The 19,199-nt window shown below is 49.4% G+C and carries 16 protein-coding genes; 7 read left to right on the top strand and 9 right to left on the bottom strand.

From position 1 onward, the window contains the following. Positions 1–133: 133 nt before the first annotated feature. The 5 genes from G3M70_04080 to G3M70_04100 all read right to left on the bottom strand — a co-directional run bounded on the left by G3M70_04080 (position 134) and on the right by G3M70_04100 (position 5,801). Positions 134–1,795, bottom strand: coding sequence for a hypothetical protein (locus G3M70_04080; protein ID QPJ61110.1), 1,662 nt, complete (start codon positions 1,793–1,795; stop codon positions 134–136). Then, on the bottom strand, positions 1,796–2,719 hold the full coding sequence (locus G3M70_04085; GenBank protein QPJ63704.1) for a formylglycine-generating enzyme family protein: 924 nt from the start codon (positions 2,717–2,719) through the stop codon (positions 1,796–1,798). It abuts the gene before it with no gap. A 78-nt stretch (positions 2,720–2,797) separates the two neighbouring features. Next, positions 2,798–3,355 (bottom strand): DUF4149 domain-containing protein, encoded by a 558-nt coding sequence (locus tag G3M70_04090; protein ID QPJ61111.1) that lies wholly within the window; start codon positions 3,353–3,355, stop codon positions 2,798–2,800. Positions 3,356–3,625: 270 nt separating this feature from the next. Beyond that, the gene (locus G3M70_04095; GenBank protein QPJ61112.1) at positions 3,626–3,934 is read right to left on the bottom strand and encodes a hypothetical protein; all 309 of its coding nucleotides are present in this window, start codon (positions 3,932–3,934) and stop codon (positions 3,626–3,628) included. 592 nt (positions 3,935–4,526) lie between these two features. Further along, on the bottom strand, positions 4,527–5,801 hold the full coding sequence (locus G3M70_04100; GenBank protein QPJ61113.1) for a hypothetical protein: 1,275 nt from the start codon (positions 5,799–5,801) through the stop codon (positions 4,527–4,529). Between the two features lie 424 nt (positions 5,802–6,225). On the opposite strand from G3M70_04100, the gene aroA reads away from it, so the two are divergent. The 3 genes from aroA (at position 6,226) to bioB (ending at position 10,733) form a co-directional block, all read left to right on the top strand. Beyond that, positions 6,226–7,497: a 3-phosphoshikimate 1-carboxyvinyltransferase gene (aroA, locus tag G3M70_04105; GenBank protein ID QPJ61114.1), complete on the top strand. Its 1,272-nt coding sequence runs from the start codon at positions 6,226–6,228 to the stop codon at positions 7,495–7,497. Between the two features lie 24 nt (positions 7,498–7,521). After that, the gene (locus tag G3M70_04110) at positions 7,522–9,624 is read left to right on the top strand and encodes a thioredoxin domain-containing protein (GenBank protein QPJ61115.1); all 2,103 of its coding nucleotides are present in this window, start codon (positions 7,522–7,524) and stop codon (positions 9,622–9,624) included. Positions 9,625–9,707: 83 nt separating this feature from the next. Then, on the top strand, positions 9,708–10,733 hold the full coding sequence (gene bioB, locus G3M70_04115; GenBank protein ID QPJ61116.1) for a biotin synthase BioB: 1,026 nt from the start codon (positions 9,708–9,710) through the stop codon (positions 10,731–10,733). Positions 10,734–10,809: 76 nt separating this feature from the next. Here the strand turns inward: bioB and trxA are convergent, their stop codons facing one another. Next, positions 10,810–11,139 carry a thioredoxin gene (trxA, locus tag G3M70_04120; GenBank protein QPJ61117.1) on the bottom strand — a complete coding sequence of 110 codons (330 nt, stop codon included), beginning with the start codon at positions 11,137–11,139 and terminating at the stop codon, positions 10,810–10,812. Between the two features lie 262 nt (positions 11,140–11,401). Between trxA and G3M70_04125 the strand changes: the two genes are divergently transcribed. Together G3M70_04125 and G3M70_04130 are read left to right on the top strand one after the other, a co-directional pair. Next, entirely contained in the window at positions 11,402–11,902 is a 501-nt protein-coding gene (locus G3M70_04125) for a gamma-glutamylcyclotransferase (GenBank protein QPJ61118.1), read from the top strand. A gap of 9 nt (positions 11,903–11,911) precedes the next feature. Further along, a complete protein-coding gene (locus G3M70_04130; GenBank protein QPJ61119.1) occupies positions 11,912–12,673 on the top strand; it encodes an amidinotransferase in 762 nt (253 codons plus the stop codon). 8 nt (positions 12,674–12,681) lie between these two features. Here G3M70_04130 and G3M70_04135 read toward each other — a convergent pair whose 3' ends face one another. Further along, the gene (locus G3M70_04135; GenBank protein QPJ63705.1) at positions 12,682–13,764 is read right to left on the bottom strand and encodes a carotenoid 1,2-hydratase; all 1,083 of its coding nucleotides are present in this window, start codon (positions 13,762–13,764) and stop codon (positions 12,682–12,684) included. Between the two features lie 222 nt (positions 13,765–13,986). Here G3M70_04135 and G3M70_04140 point away from each other — a divergent pair, with 222 nt between their 5' ends. Continuing rightward, the gene (locus tag G3M70_04140; GenBank protein ID QPJ61120.1) at positions 13,987–15,000 is read left to right on the top strand and encodes a glycosyltransferase family 2 protein; all 1,014 of its coding nucleotides are present in this window, start codon (positions 13,987–13,989) and stop codon (positions 14,998–15,000) included. 27 nt (positions 15,001–15,027) lie between these two features. On the opposite strand, the gene G3M70_04145 is transcribed toward G3M70_04140, so the two are convergent. Further along, on the bottom strand, positions 15,028–16,389 hold the full coding sequence (locus tag G3M70_04145) for a TIGR01777 family protein (GenBank protein QPJ61121.1): 1,362 nt from the start codon (positions 16,387–16,389) through the stop codon (positions 15,028–15,030). Between the two features lie 186 nt (positions 16,390–16,575). On the opposite strand from G3M70_04145, the gene G3M70_04150 reads away from it, so the two are divergent. Further along, on the top strand, positions 16,576–16,806 hold the full coding sequence (locus G3M70_04150) for a CDGSH iron-sulfur domain-containing protein (protein ID QPJ61122.1): 231 nt from the start codon (positions 16,576–16,578) through the stop codon (positions 16,804–16,806). A 149-nt stretch (positions 16,807–16,955) separates the two neighbouring features. Here the strand turns inward: G3M70_04150 and G3M70_04155 are convergent, their stop codons facing one another. Continuing rightward, on the bottom strand, positions 16,956–19,163 hold the full coding sequence (locus tag G3M70_04155) for a UvrD-helicase domain-containing protein (GenBank protein QPJ61123.1): 2,208 nt from the start codon (positions 19,161–19,163) through the stop codon (positions 16,956–16,958). Positions 19,164–19,199 lie beyond the last annotated feature (36 nt).

Here is a 19,199-nt window from a genome sequence, read left to right on the forward strand (position 1 = left end):
AGGACTCCAAAGTTCCAAATACTACCGAACCAAAATGAAAATCGGAATGACATACGAAATGCTATTTCTCGTTTACACCTGCCGCCCTTTCCTTCGACAAGCTCAGGGTGACAGCAAAAAACCCGAATACAAACTAATCGAGGTCGTCGAAGACGCCGGAGGCGAGGGATTTGCGGGCGGTGCGGGCTTCCTGTTCGGCTCTCGTGATGCCGCCATCGTAATCATTGTAATCAACAAAATTCAATACAGGTTCCATTTCGGGGTGCTTTTTTAAATAAAGACGGGCCATGGTCTGGCACGCACGGCGGTATTTGGGATGCCCCGCCTTCTGCGTGCGCAGTTCGCAAAAGTGCTGCAGTTCGCGCAGGTTCATGCCCATGTTCCAGCGGATGAAGTGATTGAACAAAGAAGCGTATTGAGCCTCCTGTTCAAGTCCAGCGCGTTTGAGATCGTGAAACAAACTTTCCGAACGCTGGAAACATTCCTGCACCACGTCGCCCGATCCGACCTCTTCAATTTCCTCCGGCACCGAGTAGCCGAGCAAAACACCCATGTTCTGCCGCTGTTGAGTCAGCATGCGGTGCCGCTGCAGGTCGCGGTACTCGGCGAATCCGGCAACGATGTCGAATTGTATCGGGTAGCCGTGTTCAAAACCACGTCCCGGCCGATCGCGTTTGCTTTTGCGCTCACCCACATAGGCGTTGAAAATTTCCTGCTGTTTCTCCTGGCTCAACTGTGACACCACCCGCCGTATCTGCGCTGTCGGGTGTTGAACGTAAGGGAACAACATTGAAGCTAATATATTGACGAAATTATCGCCCGGCGTATCCTCGAGCAACACCACTTCGGGTGATGATTCGATGGACTCGTCTTTAAACAAGTCGGTCGCCAACCTGCGCATGTTCTGATCGATATTTTTCAGATACGGTTTTTCGTCCGCACGTTTAATGAACGTCGGTATGAGGTGGTTCAACGCATCGCGAATCTCGGGAGCCAGCTCGTTGGCTTCGCCCAGTGGATGCGTCATCAACTTGGAGATCAGGCTGGAGAAAAACCGACCGTTGCCGACCAGCCCCACATTCGCCTGGGTCGACGCTGGTAGAATACAGCGGATCACATCGCATGCTGCGCTGCGTATGGTGAACCCATAGGCGATGCGGTGGGCCTTGCGTTCGCCATCGTCCTGCAGTTCGCTCGCGCCTGCCAGCACATTGCCTTCGGGGCGTTCCACTTCGATCTTGAAATCATCCGCAGTGAGCCGTTTGCGAAAGAGGTCCTTCATCGGTTCGACCAGACCGGCATAAGTTTCGAAAAGAAATTCCATGGTCGAAACATATTGGTCCGCCAGACCCGATTCCATGATGGCTTTGGGGCGGACGTAGCGCCAGCGACCCTGCCGTTTCTGATCGTACAACACGTAACGTGTCGACTCCTCAATCGGCGAACCCCCGATGCGACAATCTTCGATGACCTTGGTCATGAGGTTGGAAACCTCTTCGATGCAAAGTGGAGCCACCGCCAGTTCAGCCACCGACTCGTCGCCAAACTTGTTGACCACCCGGTCGATCATCTCGCTGCCCTTGACATCGTTGGGTGTACCATCTGGATTCAAAAATTCGCGCGCAACTGTTTCTTTAAATCCCGTCGGTGCCCGGCTATACCGGGCCAGGGCAGCCCCAATAACTTCCGGGTTGAGATTGCTAATGGAGAACACCCGCGCCTCCACATCGGTGAGGTAGGGTTTTAAAATTTCCTTTTCGCGGTCGGTGAGTTCTTCGGAGCGTTTAGGCTTCATTTAGCGCTTCCCCTTTGGGGGCTTCTTCTCCACATCTTTGGCACATCGGAATCCGGTATCATTGAAACGGACATTGGGTCGGCTCCACCTTCTGAATCCGCTGACCAGGGTATCCTTATAATTGACCCAGGACCCGCCACGGATGACTTTTAACTCACCGGTCTCGGGTCCTTTTGGATTCCATTTTGGATGGTCCCTGTAGGTATTCTGACCGTACCAGTCGGCGACCCATTCCCAGGCATTACCCGCCAGGTCGTGTACACCATAAACGGATTTCCCTGTTGGGTATGTGCCAACGTCGGTCATGGTGGATTTACCCCGCCACTTTCTACGGAAGGTGGCACGTCCCGGAGGAGCGTCATTTCCCCAGGGGAACAGGTTACCCAAAGGGCCTCGCGCCGCTTTTTCCCATTCGGCTTCTGTAGGAAGACGTTTGCCGCGCCACTTGCAGTAAGTGTCCGCGTCGTACCAGGAAACCTGCGTCACGGGTTGATTAGCAACGTCATCCGAAAAATTCCCGTCCTTATCCCACAAGTTGCCTGACCAGCAGGCTTCAGATTCGCAGGTCTCATCCATCGCGGGTCGATGCCCGGTGGCTTTCACAAATTTCTGGTAATCCCGGTTGGTGACTTCGTATATATCGATCCAATAGGAATCAAGGCGGACATTATGGTCCGGTGTAGCATCGTTGTACCACCAGCGGGCGCAGCGCTTATCGACCCGTTCACACCATTTCATCAGCGTCCCGATCTGATTAAAGGTGAGCCCCATTCGAAAACGGCCTCTGGGGATTTTCGCCATATTTTCTGTAGAGCCCAGAGCCATTTTTTTCTCTGGTGCATTTTTCGATAATGAGGATTGTTTTTCGGGTACAGCCGAATCGTCGGCAAATGCAGAAGGGGGGTCAAAAGTGGCCACCGCCATCACTAAAATGATTCCTTTTAAAAAATGGCTGGACATTGAGTCATTTCAAGTACAGGGGATCCAAATCGGGTCGGCATGTTATTGATTTCGGGCATTATCCAGCGTGGCCTCGTCTTCCCGGAAGCGGGCCATCTCTTTTCCGTGAATATAAAACAGGACCAGTCCCAGGATCATATTCACTGAAAACAACCGGACCAACTGGGAATGATAGTCATCGAATTGCTTTTTCAACCGCATTTCATGTGGCTGGGCTTTTTTTTGCTGGTCGAGCTTGTGCATTGTGGGCCTCAGGTAATCCCCGATATAAAGGGCAATACAGGCCATTATGATGAAAACCACCTGCTTGGTGTAACGGGCTCGCGTGACCCTGGGCTCGGAATATCCCCGGGTGGACTTCCTGTCGGCTATAAACCGGATCGCAATCGAAATTCCCATCAAGACCATACATACATATATAATTTTGACGTTAAAAATGTCCATCGTCTTGTTCATTACCTGACTGGCCAGAAGCGGTTTCTCGCTGATGGTGGTGCGTACGATGATTTCCATCATGATGCCGAGCAGGAACATTCCCGAAACCCAAAGGGAGAGGGAAAGCAGATATAACCAGTTGGTGAAATGGATCAGAAATTTCATTTATTCAGTATGTTTTGTGAATGATGCCTGTTCTTAAGTCCAAGATTTTGCGCTCTCACTTGAAAGGATGTCTAGAGGATCTGTTCCCTTACCTATCTAAAAGCCCTCAAACTGGCGACGCGTAACAATCCCCCTGCTTCGCTGCCCCTTGCATTGCTCCCGGCCTTGCCCCATTAACAGACAGCACTAGTGAGCAATAAAACTGGTCTACGAGCCAATAAACCTTTTTATGCCGTAAACAGTCTATTCACACAGAAACTGGTCCAGGGGTTAGCGGCCGCCGGAGACAGGTTTACGTAGAAGCTTGAAACTGTTATCGATCTGCTGTTGCCGTTCTTTTTTCAGTTGCACCAGTTCCGGAGGGTCGCCTCCAAACCAGTTTTTGACCGTCATTCCGGTTTTGTTGCGGTTGACGCTATTGAGGATGGAGAGGTAAATCACAAAATAAAGGAAACCGAAAGTATACAGGCCCAGCACCACAAGCGAATTGATCCTTTTTCTTTCCTTTTCCGGTCGTCCCCCCCAGGCCCAGTCGTAGATGCGCCCGATTACAAATTTGGGTTTATCTTCCTCAGCCATTGATAACCTCTAAAGCCAATGCATTTAAACGATTTAAAGTATTTTCTTTCATCGAAAGGACATCATATCAAAATAGGAGGCAACAAGGAATTCCAAAAAAAACCGGGGAAAACGCCAGAAGCATCTTCCCCGGGTGGGGAATTTACCAAATTTTTCAAAAATTGCATTAGAAGTCCTGAAACAAGCCTCCGGCGACCCAATCTTAAATGCCAAACGCAGATCGACTCAACCCTCCGCTGACAGTAGAAGCTTGCCCGAAAGCGTTGCTCAATGAACCGCCGCTGACGCTGGAATAATTCATTCCAACCTGCGAAAAGTGATCTCCCCCAGAAATTGTGGCGATTATCCACTAAAGATGGGTTATGTCAAAATTCGAATCACCTAGCCAGTTAGGTGCTTGCGAGTGATAAAAATTAGTGTGGCTGAACACAAAACCTGGGAAGAGGACACAGGCTTTTTTTCTTTCCTTGAGTCTGCTGAAACCCCGAAGTTCCCGCTGGCTGTGCGCCGAGCCTGAAAAAAACGGGGAAAGCATGTGAAGCGCCTCCCCCGAGGAAAAACAGGTTACAAATTAAAAAATCCCAAATTAGTGCTAATTGTCCTGAAACAGGGCTCCGGCTTTCCAGTCGTAGTTGCCGTTGGCAAACCGGTTCAAGCCTCCACTGACAACGGATTGGGTTCCGGCAGACGAACCGTTTCGTCCTCCACTGACGGTGGCCCCGCTGCCTGTAGCCTGGTTGAGAACGCCGCCACTGATAGTGGATCCATTACCCGAAGCGGTGTTGTTGCTTCCGCCCAGAATACTGGAATAGAAGTTGGATGCCGTGTTGTTTAATCCACCATTGATGCTTGAAGATACCCCCATGGCCGTGTTGCCTTCCCCGCCACTGACGCTGGCTGCTTCAACTGATGCGGTATTATTTTCTCCACCGGTGACACTGGTATAAGGACCGGAGGCGGTATTCGTGTGTCCTCCACTGACACTGGAGTCCACATCGGAAGCGGTATTGCCATTGCCGCCACTAACGCTTGCTCTTGATCCGGAAGCGGTATTGTTGAATCCACCACTGACACTTGAATAGGAGCCGTCAGCGGTATTGTTCTGCCCACCACTCACTGTAGCGGCCAGACCATTTGCTATATTACTGGTTCCACCCAACATACCCGAATTGATCCAGATCGCGTGATTGAGAGTCCCTCCGCTTACTGTGGAATAATTGCCTGATGCCTGATTGCGGTTGCCTCCCAAGGTAGATGCGTATTTTGCTCCGGACACATTATTCAAACCCGACACAATCGCGCCAAAGCTGGCATAGTTATTTCCTTTTCCAATCACCAGATTATGCGATCCGGTTTTGGTGCTGGCAGGAAGCCCACCCCCGAGAAACGGAAAAATATCCTCGTTGTAACCAATGATGATATTGCCACGACCATTGACAGTCCCTTCCGTGCTACCGGATCCAGACACGACTTGCAGGTTCATACCTGTAAAAAGAAGCTGAGACCCGGTACGGGTGACTCCGTTAAAACGGGACTGCAACTCATTCACATCGTTCGTCAGTGTTGTATTGCTGGATTGCAAGGCGGCAATGGTCGCCTGCGCTGCCACCAGGTTTTCTTCCGCCGTAGTCAAATCGGCTCTTAAATTGGAAATTTCTTCCTGATTCTCTGCAACTACTTCCAGAGTGTTTAAAAGATCCTGTTGCTGGTTGTTGAACAATGTGAATAATTGGGTCGACAACAATTCGACACTTGCCATTTGGCCTTCCAGTGTTGTCACCCGTTCTTCAAGAGTTTGTGCCTGAACGGCCATAGAAAAAGAAAGTGTTAACAGGAAAACACTTCCAATTATTAAAAGCTTCTTCATTTTTCATTCCTCCCAAAATTTCTGCATTTTCATTGGGAGATTCCTGATTGCTCTTCGGCAAAAATAATCTCCCCCCAGGTTGTTGCAGGCAATTATCCGGGGAAGAAGGGTCATGTCAACGAAGGGTTCGGGATAACATCAACGCGTAAGCAGGGAGGAAAGTTTACCGAGGCGGAATACAAAATATTTGAATGATTCAGTCGATTCAATTTTTTTTCGACCGGCATGCGCCCGGAGGGGGAAGAAAAATATGAATACAAAATCATATTTTCTTGCGATTGTACGTAATACTAAACCTTGAGCAAGCCGAAATTTATAATGAAAGGTCCCCTGATTTTGCTGAGGGGAGAGCCATTCAAATTATCGATGCCTCCAATAAGGGTTGTGATATAGTCGGCCCTGTTGAATTTTTTCAAAGAGTGAAATGACTGATTCCATTGAAATCAAAACACTTCCGAAGGCTTCAGGGACGGTTTCGGCGCCCCCATCGAAGAGCTATTCCAACCGGGCATATGTAATCGCAGCCCTGGCCAATGGAACCACTCGACTGCAACGCCCCCTGTTCAGCGACGATACCCGTTATATGAAACAGGCGCTGGCGGCGTTCGGGGTTACCGTGGAAGAGGGGCCTGAATCGGTCACGGTCCACGGCTGTGATGGCGATCTTGCCATTCCAGGCGAAGAACTGTTCGTTGGTAATGCCGGCACCACCATGCGATTTTTAACCACCCTTGGGGCTCTTGCACCGGGAGAGGTCCGTATTACGGGTAACGAACGCATGCAGGAACGGCCCATTCGCGACCTGCTCGACGCTCTCAATGAAATGGGAGTCGACGCGCAATCCGTCAAAAATAACGACTGTCCGCCGGTCGTATTGAAGGGCGGTGGAGTCCCCGGGGGCACGGTACACCTGGCAGGTGACAAGAGCAGCCAGTATCTGACCTCGCTGATGCTTTCTGCCCCCTATTTCAAAAACGACACGATCATCAAAATCCAGGGCGAGCTCACCTCCAAACCCTACGTTGATCTCACGCTCGATATCATGAAGACCTTCGGGGTGACTGTGGAAAATGAGTCCTACAAGGAATTCCGTATCTCATCCGGTAGCCATTACACCGGCCGATCCTATGAGATTGAAGGGGATGCATCAAGCGCATCCTATTTCTTTGCTGCAGCGGCTGTCACGGGGGGAACTGTCACGGTTGACCATCTCAATCCGGAAAGCGCCCAGGGGGATATCGGTTTTCCAGCGGTACTGGAACAGATGGGTTGCACAGTGAAGAAAGATGAGGGGAAAATCACCCTCACAGGCAACCCATTGCGTGGAGTCACCGTCTCAATGAACAGCATGCCGGATGTTGCCCAGACTCTGGCGGTGGTCGCGCTTTTTGCCGAAGGGCCCACCACGATGACGGGTATTGCCAACCTGAGGATCAAGGAAACCGACCGCATTGGGGCTCTGGCCAGCGAATTGACCAAACTCGGGGCAACCGTTATTGCAGGTGAGGATCGAATCACCATTCATCCAGGATCTTTTAGCCAAGACGGCACGGCCATTGAAACATTTGACGACCACAGGATGGCGATGAGTTTCGCTATTGCGGGATTGAAAGTTCCCGGTGTGAAAATCCTCGAGCCAGGTTGTGTGAACAAGTCGTTTCCTGAGTTTTTCCAGCAACTTGAAAAAATTTATTAAACTGGCAACTGAGAAATAATCCTGATGAGCAAAGGACAACGTGCCAACCGGTTGATCCACGAGAAGAGCCCCTATCTGCTGCAGCACGCCTACAATCCGGTGGACTGGTTTCCATGGGGGGATGAAGCCTTCGCACTCGCCAAAAAATCCAACAAGCCATTGCTGGTCAGTATCGGATACGCCACCTGCCACTGGTGCCACGTGATGGAACGTGAATCGTTTGAAGACCACAAAACGGCAGAACTGATCAACCGATACTTTGTGGCTATCAAGGTCGACCGTGAAGAGCGTCCCGATGTCGACAGCATCTATATGAAAGCGGTGCAGGCCCTGGGCCAACAAGGCGGCTGGCCACTCAATGTATTTGTAACACCGGATGGCATTCCGTTTTATGGTGGCACTTATTTCCCGCCAGTCGCGCGTCACAACCTTGCATCGTTTTCGGATGTTCTGGAATTTCTCAACAACACCTGGGTAAATGAACAGGACAAGGTAGCCAAGCAAAGCAAGGCCCTCATCGACCATTTGAAACAGGAAACTACACAGGGCACTTCATCTGAAAAAGGAACTGTCGATACTCTGAGTTTTCGTGGGGAAAACCGGGCCGCCGAGTTATATGAACAGTATTACGATCAGCTGAACCATGGCTTTAAATTTCAGCAACAGAATAAGTTTCCGCCTTCCATGGGCCTCTGCCTGTTATTGCGTAATTACCACCGAACCGGAAACACCAAACTGTTGGAGATGGTTCAGAAAACCCTGTGCGCCATGAAGCACGGAGGCATCTACGATCAGATCGGCGGCGGCTTGTCACGCTACAGCACGGACTACCGTTGGCTGGTACCGCATTTTGAAAAGATGTTGTACGACAACGCGCTATTCGTTTCTGCGCTGGTCGAGACTTTTCAGATTACGCAAGATGCCCAGTTCATAAATTACGCTAACGACATTTTCACTTACATTGACCGCGACATGACCCACCCCGAGGGCGGTTTTTACAGCGCAGAAGATGCCGACAGCGAAGGCGTCGAAGGCAAGTTTTATGTCTGGACCCAGGAAGAAATCGAATCACTGCTGGGTCGACAGGTCGCGAGTGTTGCCATTCCTTATTATAACGTTCTGCCCACGGGGAACTGGGAGGGCAACAATATCCTGCATGTTACGCGCAGTCCCGAGGCCCTCGCCCAGGAATTGCACATGCCGGTAGAATCGGTGACCAAGGCACTGGACACGGCCCGTGAAACCTTGCTGGAAACACGAAGCAAACGTATCCGTCCTCTACTCGACGACAAGATCCTCACTTCCTGGAACGGACTCATGATCAGCGCCATGGCGCGCGCGGGACGGGTTTCTGCCGATAAAGGCCGGATTGGAGTTGCCGAACGGTCACTGGCGTTCATCTACGACAACCTGACGACTCAGCAGGGGCGGCTTCTAAGACGCTGGAGGGATGGCGAAGGACGCTACAGTGGCTATCTGTTCGATTACACTTCACTTGCCAATGCGTGCTGTGAGCTTTATGAGGCAACCTTTAATCCTGATTACCTGTTCAAAGCGCGCGATCTTATGAAGATCGTGGAAGATCAATTTGCATCGGACTCAGGGGCCTATTTCGAAACCCCCGCGGATGGGGAAAACTTAATCGTCCGGCAAATCTCAGGTTACGATGGTGTCGAACCCTCTGGCAACAGCAACGCCAGCATGGTATTCATGAAACTGGCTGCCTGGCTTCTTGAACCTGAATACGAACGCAAGGCCGAAAAAATCTTCCTCTCCTTCTATGACGACGTCAGTGAATATGGACTAAATTCGTCATTCATGATGCAGGCACTCCATCTTTATGCAGCGGGAATGAAAGAGGTCGCTGTTATTGGAGTGAAGGGGGATGCTTCCACCCAGGGATTCCTGGATACAATCAACCAGGGATTTTTTCCAAATACTGTCTTCGCTTTTGCCTATGAAGGCGATGCCCGTAAAGACGAGGTCCCCTTACTTAAAGATAAAAATGCCGTCAACGGCAAAACTACAGCCTATGTATGCCATCATGGGGCCTGCCAGGCTCCGGTAAATTCAGTAGAAGAGATGACCAATCAACTGAATGACTACCGTGAAACCCCGGATAGTTGATCTTTTTGTTAAATTTTCCAGGGTTGTGCTAGAATTTTTGGCATCAGTCCCAAAACCAATAACTCATTGGATGAATCCATATAATGACCAATTCCGTTACACAGGATACTCCGCGCACACATTGGATCGAAAGCCTCATTGGAAAAGCGTTGAATGGAGAGGGTATTTCCAGACAGGAAGCATTGGACCTTGAAACGCTGACTCAGGAAGAGCTGACCCTCTTATTTGAAGGCACCAGCCGGGTACGCGAAAAATTTCACGGGCATAACGTAAAAATCTGCTCCATCGTTAATGCCAAATCCGGGAAATGTCCGGAAGTCTGCGGATTCTGCTCTCAATCCTCAGCCTTTCAAACGGACTCCCCCGAGTACCCGCTGATGGATGTTGAAACCATCGTCGCCAGTGCCAAGGAGGCAGAAGCGTTTGGTTCAAACGAGTTTTCGATTGTCACCTCCGGCACCGCCATGACGGACCAGAAAGAACTCGACACCCTGAAAGAGGCTATCCGTCGAATCAAGGCCGAAACAAAATTGGAAACCTGTTGTTCCCTGGGCCTGATGAGTACTGAACATTTAAAGGAGTTGAAGGAGGCCGGACTCGACCGTTTCCACCACAATCTGGAAACTGCAGCAAGCCATTTTGACCAGGTGGTCAGCACCCATTCCTATGATGACGAAAAGCGAGCGGTAGAAAATGCCAAGGAAGCGGGTATCCCGGTTTGTGTCGGAGGCATCTTCGGCATGGGTGAGAGTTTCTCACAACGAGTTGAACTGGCTCTGGATATCCGCGAACTGGAAACGGATTCTTTCCCGGTTAATTTCCTGAAGCCTCAACCTGGAACCGCGATGGAGAACCTCGAGATGTTGCCCACGATTGAGGGTCTGCGCACCATTGCCCTGTTACGACTGGTTAACCCAAAACTGGATATGTTTGTCTGTGGGGGGCGGGAAGAAGTTTTCGGGGATCAGCAGGAAAAAGTGTTCGAAGCTGGTGCCAACGGCATCCTGGGAGGAAATTACCTGACAACCAAGGGCCAGGATCCAAAACGCGACATTGAGATGATCGAAAGTCTTGGGCTGGTCCCGGTCCTGGAACCTGCACAACAATAGAATAAAACAAGGTTTACTACCCCCCCTGGCCTTTGGGCCAAGGGGGGGGTCTTCTACCAATAATTTTGAGGTAGGTTCAAACAGTTTCGTCAATGATCTTCTGAATTTCTGCCTTGGATTTCACGCCCACCACTTGCTGGACGATCTTCCCACCCTTGAAAAAAAGCAGGGTGGGTATTCCCCGGATATTGTATTTGGTGGCAGTCTGCGGATTGTCATCGACGTTCAGCTTCGCAACCATCAATTTACCCTCATTTTCATCGGCCAGTTCTTCGATTGTGGGTGCCAGCATTTTGCAGGGTTGGCACCATTCCGCCCAGAAATCAATCATGGCGGGCTTTTCATTTTGCAGGACCGACGTGTCAAATTCCGCATCGGTAACCGAGACAACATTATCGGTTGCCATAAATCCTCCTAAACACTGATGAGTCGATTTTCAATCCCCGGCCCCCGACTGGGTAGGATAATGAAGTATCATCTTCCGACCGGTACTGTTATTTAGATTAAATCATATCCCCTATAGTTTCAAAATAATTACCGGAAAACATCTGGACCGGAATCAGTCAGGTTAAACAGGGGGATTTGATGGTATCATATGCCCCGGTTCCCCTCAAGCCGTAACCGGGTCTGTCCAATCAGGCCTTTGTTTTCAACATCTGGAGCGTTTTATGGCCAACTTTATTTACTTTTTTGCCTACGATGAACTGATCATGCCCGAAGTTTTTGAGAAGCACGGCTTCGTGGCGAATGCCAGGTTCAATGTCACCCTCTCCGCCTATAAAATGGTGTTCCATAAAATCCCGAACAACCCGGAAGATTTTAAGGAAGGCGAGGGACGTCCCACCATCATCCCAACCGACAGCAACATTGGCATGATGGAGGGTATCCTTTATGAAATTGATGAGACCCTGCTGCCCAAACTCGACGAATATTATGGGCACCCAAATGACTACCACAGGAAAAAAATGCGCTTCACCAAACACGATTTCACTTTCATCAATGGCTTCGTGTATATGGCACAGGTGGAAAACACCGACTCGCGTCTTTTGCCCAGCCAGGCTCAACTGGATGCCTATCGACCGGCGCGGAAAACCATGACACGTCTGTATTTCTCCAGACTGGTGACCCAGGCCACCGTGGAAGAACCTCACAAACGTCGCCCCGGCTAACTTCTTCCCATGGAAAGTTTGCGTGCCCTGGTGAGACCACCGGCTATGAGTTTCATCAAAGCTCTGTCACCTCACCCTGAGCGAAACAATATCGACCCTGAAAAAGCGATTCTCCAGCACAATGCCTACTGCACAGCTCTCGTAGAAGCAGGGGTAGAGGTAGTCAAGCTTGCGCCTCTTGAAGCTTTTCCCGATAGCACTTTCATTGAAGACAACGCAGTCATTCTTGAGGGCAAAGCGTACCTCACCACGATGAAAGCTCCAACCCGGAGAGGCGAATCTGCGCTGTTTGAGGCCGAGTTGAAAAAACACCTTCCTGTTGAAACTCTGGATCCACCCGTGTTTCTCGATGGAGGGGATGTCTTGAAAACAAACGATGCGGTTTTCATCGGGCAATCCAATCGCACCGGTCATGAAGCAATTCAATATTTCCAAAAAAAGTTAAAACATCCGGTGATCCCGGTTGAAGTGAAAAATGCATTACATCTGAAAACCGCCGCCACCTGGCTGGGCGGAAACCGACTTTTGGTGAATCCGGCGGGTTGCGATGTAAATTCTTTTAAAGACTTTGACTGCGTCGAAGTAAAAGCGGAAGATGCTTATGCTGCGAATTGTCTCGTAATCGGCGACGAGGTAATAATGCCGGCGGGATTCAAACGAGTTGAGGAAAACTTAAAAAATATCGGGTTCACTCCCCACCCGGTCAACATGAGTGAATTCGAAAAAGCCGATGGTGGCATCACCTGCCTGAGTCTTGTTTTTGAACGCTGATCAAACCATCACTCCGGCAGTTGTTGCTCCAGAGCCTTCCCATAGCCCACCAGCTCCACATAACCTTTTCCTTTAACCTGCTCGCCTTTGGACGTGCCGCTAACCGTGACACTCCCTTCCCAATAGGATCGGTTGATTGAGCGCAGTTCGAAAAGCTCCTGACCTTCCATATCTGGCTTGATGACTAGATCGATTTTCTTGTCTGGAATCTGAATATTCCAGCCCGAAGGATATTCAATACCCGAACGATCACTCTTCCATTTTCCGGTCGCGCGAATCTTGTATTCTCCTTTTTTAATATGCTGGGGTTTTCCGGATGATGTAACCCGCGTTCCACTGGAATAGGGATCAATGCCACCGTCTTTCAGCCTGATCTGGTAGAGCATCAACTCTGTACCATCATTAAGTTTCAAGGAAAACCAGTCCCAGCCGATCTGCGTCGGATTGAGCTGGTTACTGGAATATTCGTGATCCATCCAACTCGTGCCGGAGACCTTGTACGGTTTTCCCTTGATCGTGACGGTTCCCGTCGTCGCCATCCGAGTGAAGGAAAAGTAATGAGAGGCGTTGCCTTCACCCTCCCCCTTCTGACTGACCCCATCATTTCCGTGAATTACCAGAGGTTTTCCCGGAACCAGGGAAAGATCCAATCCCGTCTCATTTTCCAACGCAACCAGCCGATGCCCGGGTCCTTCCTGCTTCAATTCCCAGTCCTCATTCCATACATGGAGCTTGTTTGATGCAGCCCCGGCAAGACCAAGACTTGGGCGGTTAATGCGTTCGAAAAAATAAAACTTCTCATCCTTAAGGTCACTCACAGTCATGTGCGCAAAATAAATGTGGTCAATTTTCCATTGGGAAGGGTTGGACAGGGCTTTATCCGGATCCAGAGCAACTCGAAAAAAAGTCAGTTGATAACCAAATTCCCGATTCGACTCATCTCGCAAATTACCCGTGTAATACCACCACTCGATGCGGTAATCCTCGTGTGAATAAAAATCACGAGGGAAAGAGTACTCGTATCCCGGAAGCGCCTGTTTGAAAGGATCTATTTCCTGACTCAAAACCGGAAACACCGAACACAAAACCATGGCAAATGTCAGGAAAAAACTTTTAAGAGCTTGTTTTAAAATTTTTTGCGGATAATTCAATTGAAGTCCCACTCTACTCAACCAGACCAACGAGATGTTATGCTCAGAGGATTGTAAGGCCACTTTATACCACGCTTGATTTCGTCATAGAAAGTTTTATCCAGCCGTCTTATCCTGCACAACGATTTTACCGATAAGGTTCTTACTTATTCTGGAGACCGAGTGAAATCCATTTCCGCCATCATCGTTAACTGGAACGACAAGGAGGTCACTGCCGCCTGCATTCGTTCTCTGGAAGAGCAGGACTGTGGTCCGGTTGAGATCATCGTCTGCGATAATGGCTCAACGGATGGTTCCGTCGAATTTTTAAAATCGACTTTCCCTCATGTCCACCTCATCGAAAACGAGAACAATCTGGGTTTTGGTCCGGCTTTGAACCGCGGATTAGAGGTCGCCCGAGGCGACCATCTCATTTTCCTCAACAATGATTTGGTCCTGGCCCCGGATTGTTTAAGACAATTATCCCTTGCTCTGGATTCCAGCCTCTGGATTGGTGGAATAGTACCTAAAATCCTGTTCGATAATAAACCGGGACGAATCAACTCTTTCGGTGTAGACATTCATTATACGGGAATCGCCTGCCCACATATGTTTGATGCAGTGGATTCACCCAACATGAAACCCTACGAAACGGCCTGCGGAGGAATCTTCATGTTTCCCCGTTCCATTTATGAAGAAACTCAAGGGTTCGATCCTGATCTGTTTTTGTATCACGAGGATCATGATTTATCGTGGCGCATCCGCTTATTGGGCTATCGGATCGAGACCTGCCCGAAAGCCGTAATGAGCCACCAGTACAAATTCAACAAGGGTGTGTTCAAGTATTATTCGTCAGAAAAAAACCGGCTGGTCCTGCTTTTAAAAAACTACCGTTGGAAAACTCTCTTGCTTATTGCACCTGCCCTGCTGGCCGTTGAAATGGCCCAATGGGCTCACGCCATCACCAATGGCTGGTTCCTGCTGAAACTCAAAAGCTACTTTGAAATTGTGGTCGGATTGCCTGATACCCTGAAAAAAAGAACCCAGATTCAAAGCACCCGCCAGGTCAACGATCGTGAAATTACTGGACTGCATGAAGACCGGCTACAGCTTTCGGGAATCAAACACCCGATGCTGGAGAACTGGCTCAGTCCTTTTCTTGAATGGTATGGGGAACGCATCCGTAAATGGATTTAACTTCTTTAGAAAAAGGTTGCCCGGCAATCACGCCTTCATCATTTCAGCAATAATTTCGCGCCGGTAAAGAAATATTTTTTCCAGATCTTTTTTGATAAAACCCGCACCCAGGACATCACCGAACACCCAGAAAGGAACGCGGTAAGTAGCGCGATCAATGATAAGTGTGCCACCATCCTTTTCCACAAACTCGTGGGTGTGGTACCACATCCAGTAGGGCCCCACTACCTGAAAATCCGAAAATCTTTCCGGAGGACGCCAGTCTGTGATGAGAGATTGCCAGCAAATTGGGAAACCATGAAGCTTAAGTCGATAGTTAATTCGAGTTCCCTCCGTCATTTCCGGTGTACTGTGCCGCAACACATTGAACGAAAGATGCGGAGGGGTAATTCGCTCCAGGTTGCCTGCATCCGAGAAAAAATTGAATACCTTCTCCTGAGACCAGGGAACCCACATTTCCATGCGAAATTCCTGGGTCACCTCCTGGCAAAGGTCTCCCAGGGCCGACTCCGGGTCGGGGAAGTTAAACTGGAATCCCGATTGTTCAATTTTCCTGGGCAATACCTTGAGGCTTCCCAACACCACGCTGGAAGCTTCTCCTAAAACAAGTTTTACAACGAAACGAGGGACCGGTATAAACGCAGGTCGCTTCAAGACCTTCCCTAACAATTTGCTGAATTTCCCATTTTGAATGGGCTGACTCGATACGGCATTTACAGGACCACTCACGGTTTTCTGATCGAGAACATGGACGACCATCCGAGCCAGATCGGTCACATGGATCCAGCTCATCCATTGTTCACCATCCGCAATCCGCCCTCCCAGTCCCAGCCTGAAAGGGGGGGACATCATTTTAAAAGCGCCACCTCTTCTTCCAAGGACCACACCTATCCTAAACGGGACAGTTCGAATCCCCAGCGTCTCTGCCTTCAGGGCCTCCTCTTCCCAGGCCTGGCACAGTTCTGAAAGAAAACCATCGCCCACGGAAGCCGTGTCATCCAGTTCCACGGCCTGGCGATCGCCATAAATACCTATACCGGAGGCACAGATAAAGACTTCCGGTTTTTTTTCGAGTTTTTTGAATGCTTCGACCAAATGGTGGGTCGACAAAACACGGGATCGTTTGATTTCGGTTTTGCGAGATTTAGTCCAACGACCGATGATATTTTCACCAGCAAGATGAACCACCCCATCGATCCCTTCAAACGCTTCTTCGGGTGGCTGAAGAAGAGATGAGTCCCACTGGAAAAACCGGCAATTGACTGGTACTTTCACCGGAGCCGTTTTAGGATCACGTGTCAGAACAGTGATCTTGTGTCCGGCTTTCGCCAAATGAAGCAAGACCTCACGACCAATAAAACCTGTTGCTCCTGTCACCAGAATATTCAATTTCCACTCACCCTAATAAAGGTCTTCACTATTTTGATAGTGATTCCATAAAATTTGATATATTGTTTCCGGATTAATCATTTGGATATGCGCAACGCATACTCAAATGGTTTTTCACTTTAAGGAAACATACCGTTAGCTGACCACAAGGTCTCTAACCAAAAAGTGGTTTTTGAGGAGGATTCAATGCCGTATAAAAATAGTCCGCACTATGTAGAAGAAACCCCCGGAACTAAATACTATTGTACCTGTGGGGAATCGGGAAATAAACCATACTGTGATGGTTCCCACGAAACCAAAAATACCGGAAAACAACCGTTTCAATACAATTGTGAAGAAGCACGTCGTTTGGCGATCTGCGACTGTGGAAATACAGGAAATGCCCCGTTTTGTGATGGCACCCACAGCAAACTTTGATTCTGTAAACAAAAGATGTGTGTAATCATCAATATAACAAAATTATTCCCCCTTCTTAAGGGGGAAGGCAAAATCATTTTTTTCCGATTCTTGCTGATAAAGTTCTGTATTGGCAATTCGCCAAAATATTTAAGAAGATTTTTGAAACACTACAACATGATAAGCTTGGCTTTTCGTGCAACCAGTTTTTTCTTTCCCTCGCTTTTAAAGAATACGGTCACGCGTAAATCCTCCTCCTCTCCCTCTTTCATAACCACGACTCCCTGACCAAACTTTGGATGCAGGACCCGCGTGCCTACCGCGAACTCACCACTCGCCTGCTTTCCTCCTGAAGACTTCATAGCAGGCACTTCGTCCTGACGACCTGCCCTGTTGTCCTGCCATTGAGATTTCCCACCATACCTGTCATGCAAAGGCGCTCTTTGTTCAGACATTTCTTTTTGGAGCAGCTCTGGTGGAATCGCCAGTAAAAAATCCGATGGTTGGTAATGAAAGGTGCTGCCATGCATTCTGCGATGCCGCGTGTTGGTGACCATCAGTTTTTTTCTTGCACGTGTGAGTCCCACATAGCACAAGCGGCGTTCTTCTTCATAACTGGTATTGTCGGACATGGAACTGGTATGGGGCAGAAGCCCGTTTTCGACACCGAGGATCACCACAGCATCGAATTCAAGGCCCTTGCATGTGTGCAAGGTCATCAGGTGAATAACCCCACGGCTTTCGTCGATCAGATCCTGATCCGAAACCAGGGTGGCTGAATCCAGAAAATCCAGCAGGGTGCCCCGCCGTTCCGTTTCAACAAACGCCTCAACCGCGTTATACAGCTCATTGAGATTTTCAACCCGTCCCCGGCTTTCAATCGTGTTTTCTTTTTCCAGCATGGCGAGGTAACCACTCTTTTCCATCGTATCCTGGAGAAAGTCGAGAGCCGATCCATCCTGATAAACCCGGCTCAGTTGATCCAGAAGATTCAAAAACTGTTCAATCTTGCGTCCCGGACCACTACCCACCAATCCACCCTGGGTGGCCTCACGCAGTCCCTGAGCCAGGGTCGCGTTGTTCTGCTGGCACCAATCTTCAACTTTTTCAACGCTGGTCTTTCCGATTCCCCGTGTCGGGACATTGAGAATGCGCTTCAAGGAAACCGAGTCAGCAGGATTAAGAATGACTTTCATATAAGCCAGCACATCCTTAATCTCTTTTCTTTCATAAAATTTTTGCCCACCGACCACCCTGTAGGGCATTCCGAGGTGACGCAAGTGATCTTCCATCGCACGCGATTGAGCGTTGGTGCGGTAAAGCACTGCGGCATCGTCAAAAGATATTCCATCCTCCTGGTTCCACTGGTTGAGCCGCTCCGCTGCAATTCGGGCCTCATCCACCTCGTCCTCTGCCCGGAAATAAATCACCGGTTCCCCTTCTTCATTTTCTGTCCAAAGGGTCTTGTCTTTCCGGTTTTCATTTTCACGAACCACCGCACCTGCAACTTTCAAAATCGTCTGGGTGGAGCGGTAGTTCTGTTCCAGCTTGATGACGCGGGCACCTTCAAACTCGCGTTCGAACCTCAGGATGTTCTCGATCCGGGCTCCACGCCAACTGTAGATACTCTGATCATCATCCCCCACCACACAAACATTGTGGTAACGCTGACTGAGGAGCTGGATCAACCTGTATTGGGTGAGGTTCGTGTCCTGAAATTCGTCGACCAGTAAATATTTAAAACGTTCGTTATAGTACTCCCGTATCTGGTCTGACTGCCGTAGCAACCTCACGGTCAGCACCAGCAGATCATCAAAGTCCAGCGCGTTGTGTTCCTTGAGCGCCTTCTGATAACGGGGATATATCTGCACCGCTTTTAATGCCGGGCCATAGGAAAAGGTTTCAGGGTCCAGCTCCTCTGGCATTTTAAAATCATTTTTGAATTCGCTGATCTTTCCAAGCAGGGATTTCGGAGGAAACGCTTCTGAATTAACCTGACCCTCTTTCATGCATTTTTTGATCAATGCCAACTGATCCTGCGCATCAAAAATTACAAACTCATTGGAATACCCAAGCTCACTGATGTGCCGGCGCAAAAGCTTCAGGCAAAGGGAATGGAAGGTGCTGACCCAGGGAGCCGCCTCGTTGCTATCCAGCTGTTGAAATACGCGTTCACGCATCTCCCGTGCAGCCTTGTTGGTGAAAGTGATCGCCAGAATATTTTCCGGAGAAACCTGCTTGTCCCTGATGAGATGCAAAATCCGGTAAGTGATCGCACGGGTTTTGCCGGACCCGGCTCCGGCCACTACCAATAAGGGACCTTCCGTTGTGGTGACGGCTTCAAGTTGCCGTGGATTCAATTCGTCAGATAACGCCATGGGATTCACAGAAAGGGTGGGAAAAGAAAATAAAAG

It is taken from the genome of Candidatus Nitronauta litoralis (genome assembly GCA_015698285.1).
Classification (GTDB): Bacteria; Nitrospinota; Nitrospinia; order Nitrospinales; family Nitrospinaceae; genus Nitronauta; species Nitronauta litoralis.

Excerpts from the sequence above, each read along its gene's own strand:
- G3M70_04095 (QPJ61112.1), bottom strand. The coding sequence starts at position 3,934 with ATGGCTGAGGAAGATAAACCCAAATTTGTAATCGGGCGCATCTACGAC.
- G3M70_04150 (QPJ61122.1), top strand. The coding sequence starts at position 16,576 with ATGCCGTATAAAAATAGTCCGCACTATGTAGAAGAAACCCCCGGAACT.
- trxA (QPJ61117.1), bottom strand. The coding sequence starts at position 11,139 with ATGGCAACCGATAATGTTGTCTCGGTTACCGATGCGGAATTTGACACG.
- G3M70_04155 (QPJ61123.1), bottom strand. The coding sequence starts at position 19,163 with ATGGCGTTATCTGACGAATTGAATCCACGGCAACTTGAAGCCGTCACC.
- G3M70_04110 (QPJ61115.1), top strand. The coding sequence starts at position 7,522 with ATGAGCAAAGGACAACGTGCCAACCGGTTGATCCACGAGAAGAGCCCC.
- G3M70_04100 (QPJ61113.1), bottom strand. The coding sequence starts at position 5,801 with ATGAAGAAGCTTTTAATAATTGGAAGTGTTTTCCTGTTAACACTTTCT.
- bioB (QPJ61116.1), top strand. The coding sequence starts at position 9,708 with ATGACCAATTCCGTTACACAGGATACTCCGCGCACACATTGGATCGAA.
- G3M70_04135 (QPJ63705.1), bottom strand. The coding sequence starts at position 13,764 with ATGGTTTTGTGTTCGGTGTTTCCGGTTTTGAGTCAGGAAATAGATCCT.
- G3M70_04085 (QPJ63704.1), bottom strand. The coding sequence starts at position 2,719 with ATGGCGGTGGCCACTTTTGACCCCCCTTCTGCATTTGCCGACGATTCG.
- G3M70_04125 (QPJ61118.1), top strand. The coding sequence starts at position 11,402 with ATGGCCAACTTTATTTACTTTTTTGCCTACGATGAACTGATCATGCCC.
- G3M70_04090 (QPJ61111.1), bottom strand. The coding sequence starts at position 3,355 with ATGAAATTTCTGATCCATTTCACCAACTGGTTATATCTGCTTTCCCTC.
- G3M70_04080 (QPJ61110.1), bottom strand. The coding sequence starts at position 1,795 with ATGAAGCCTAAACGCTCCGAAGAACTCACCGACCGCGAAAAGGAAATT.
- aroA (QPJ61114.1), top strand. The coding sequence starts at position 6,226 with ATGACTGATTCCATTGAAATCAAAACACTTCCGAAGGCTTCAGGGACG.
- G3M70_04130 (QPJ61119.1), top strand. The coding sequence starts at position 11,912 with ATGGAAAGTTTGCGTGCCCTGGTGAGACCACCGGCTATGAGTTTCATC.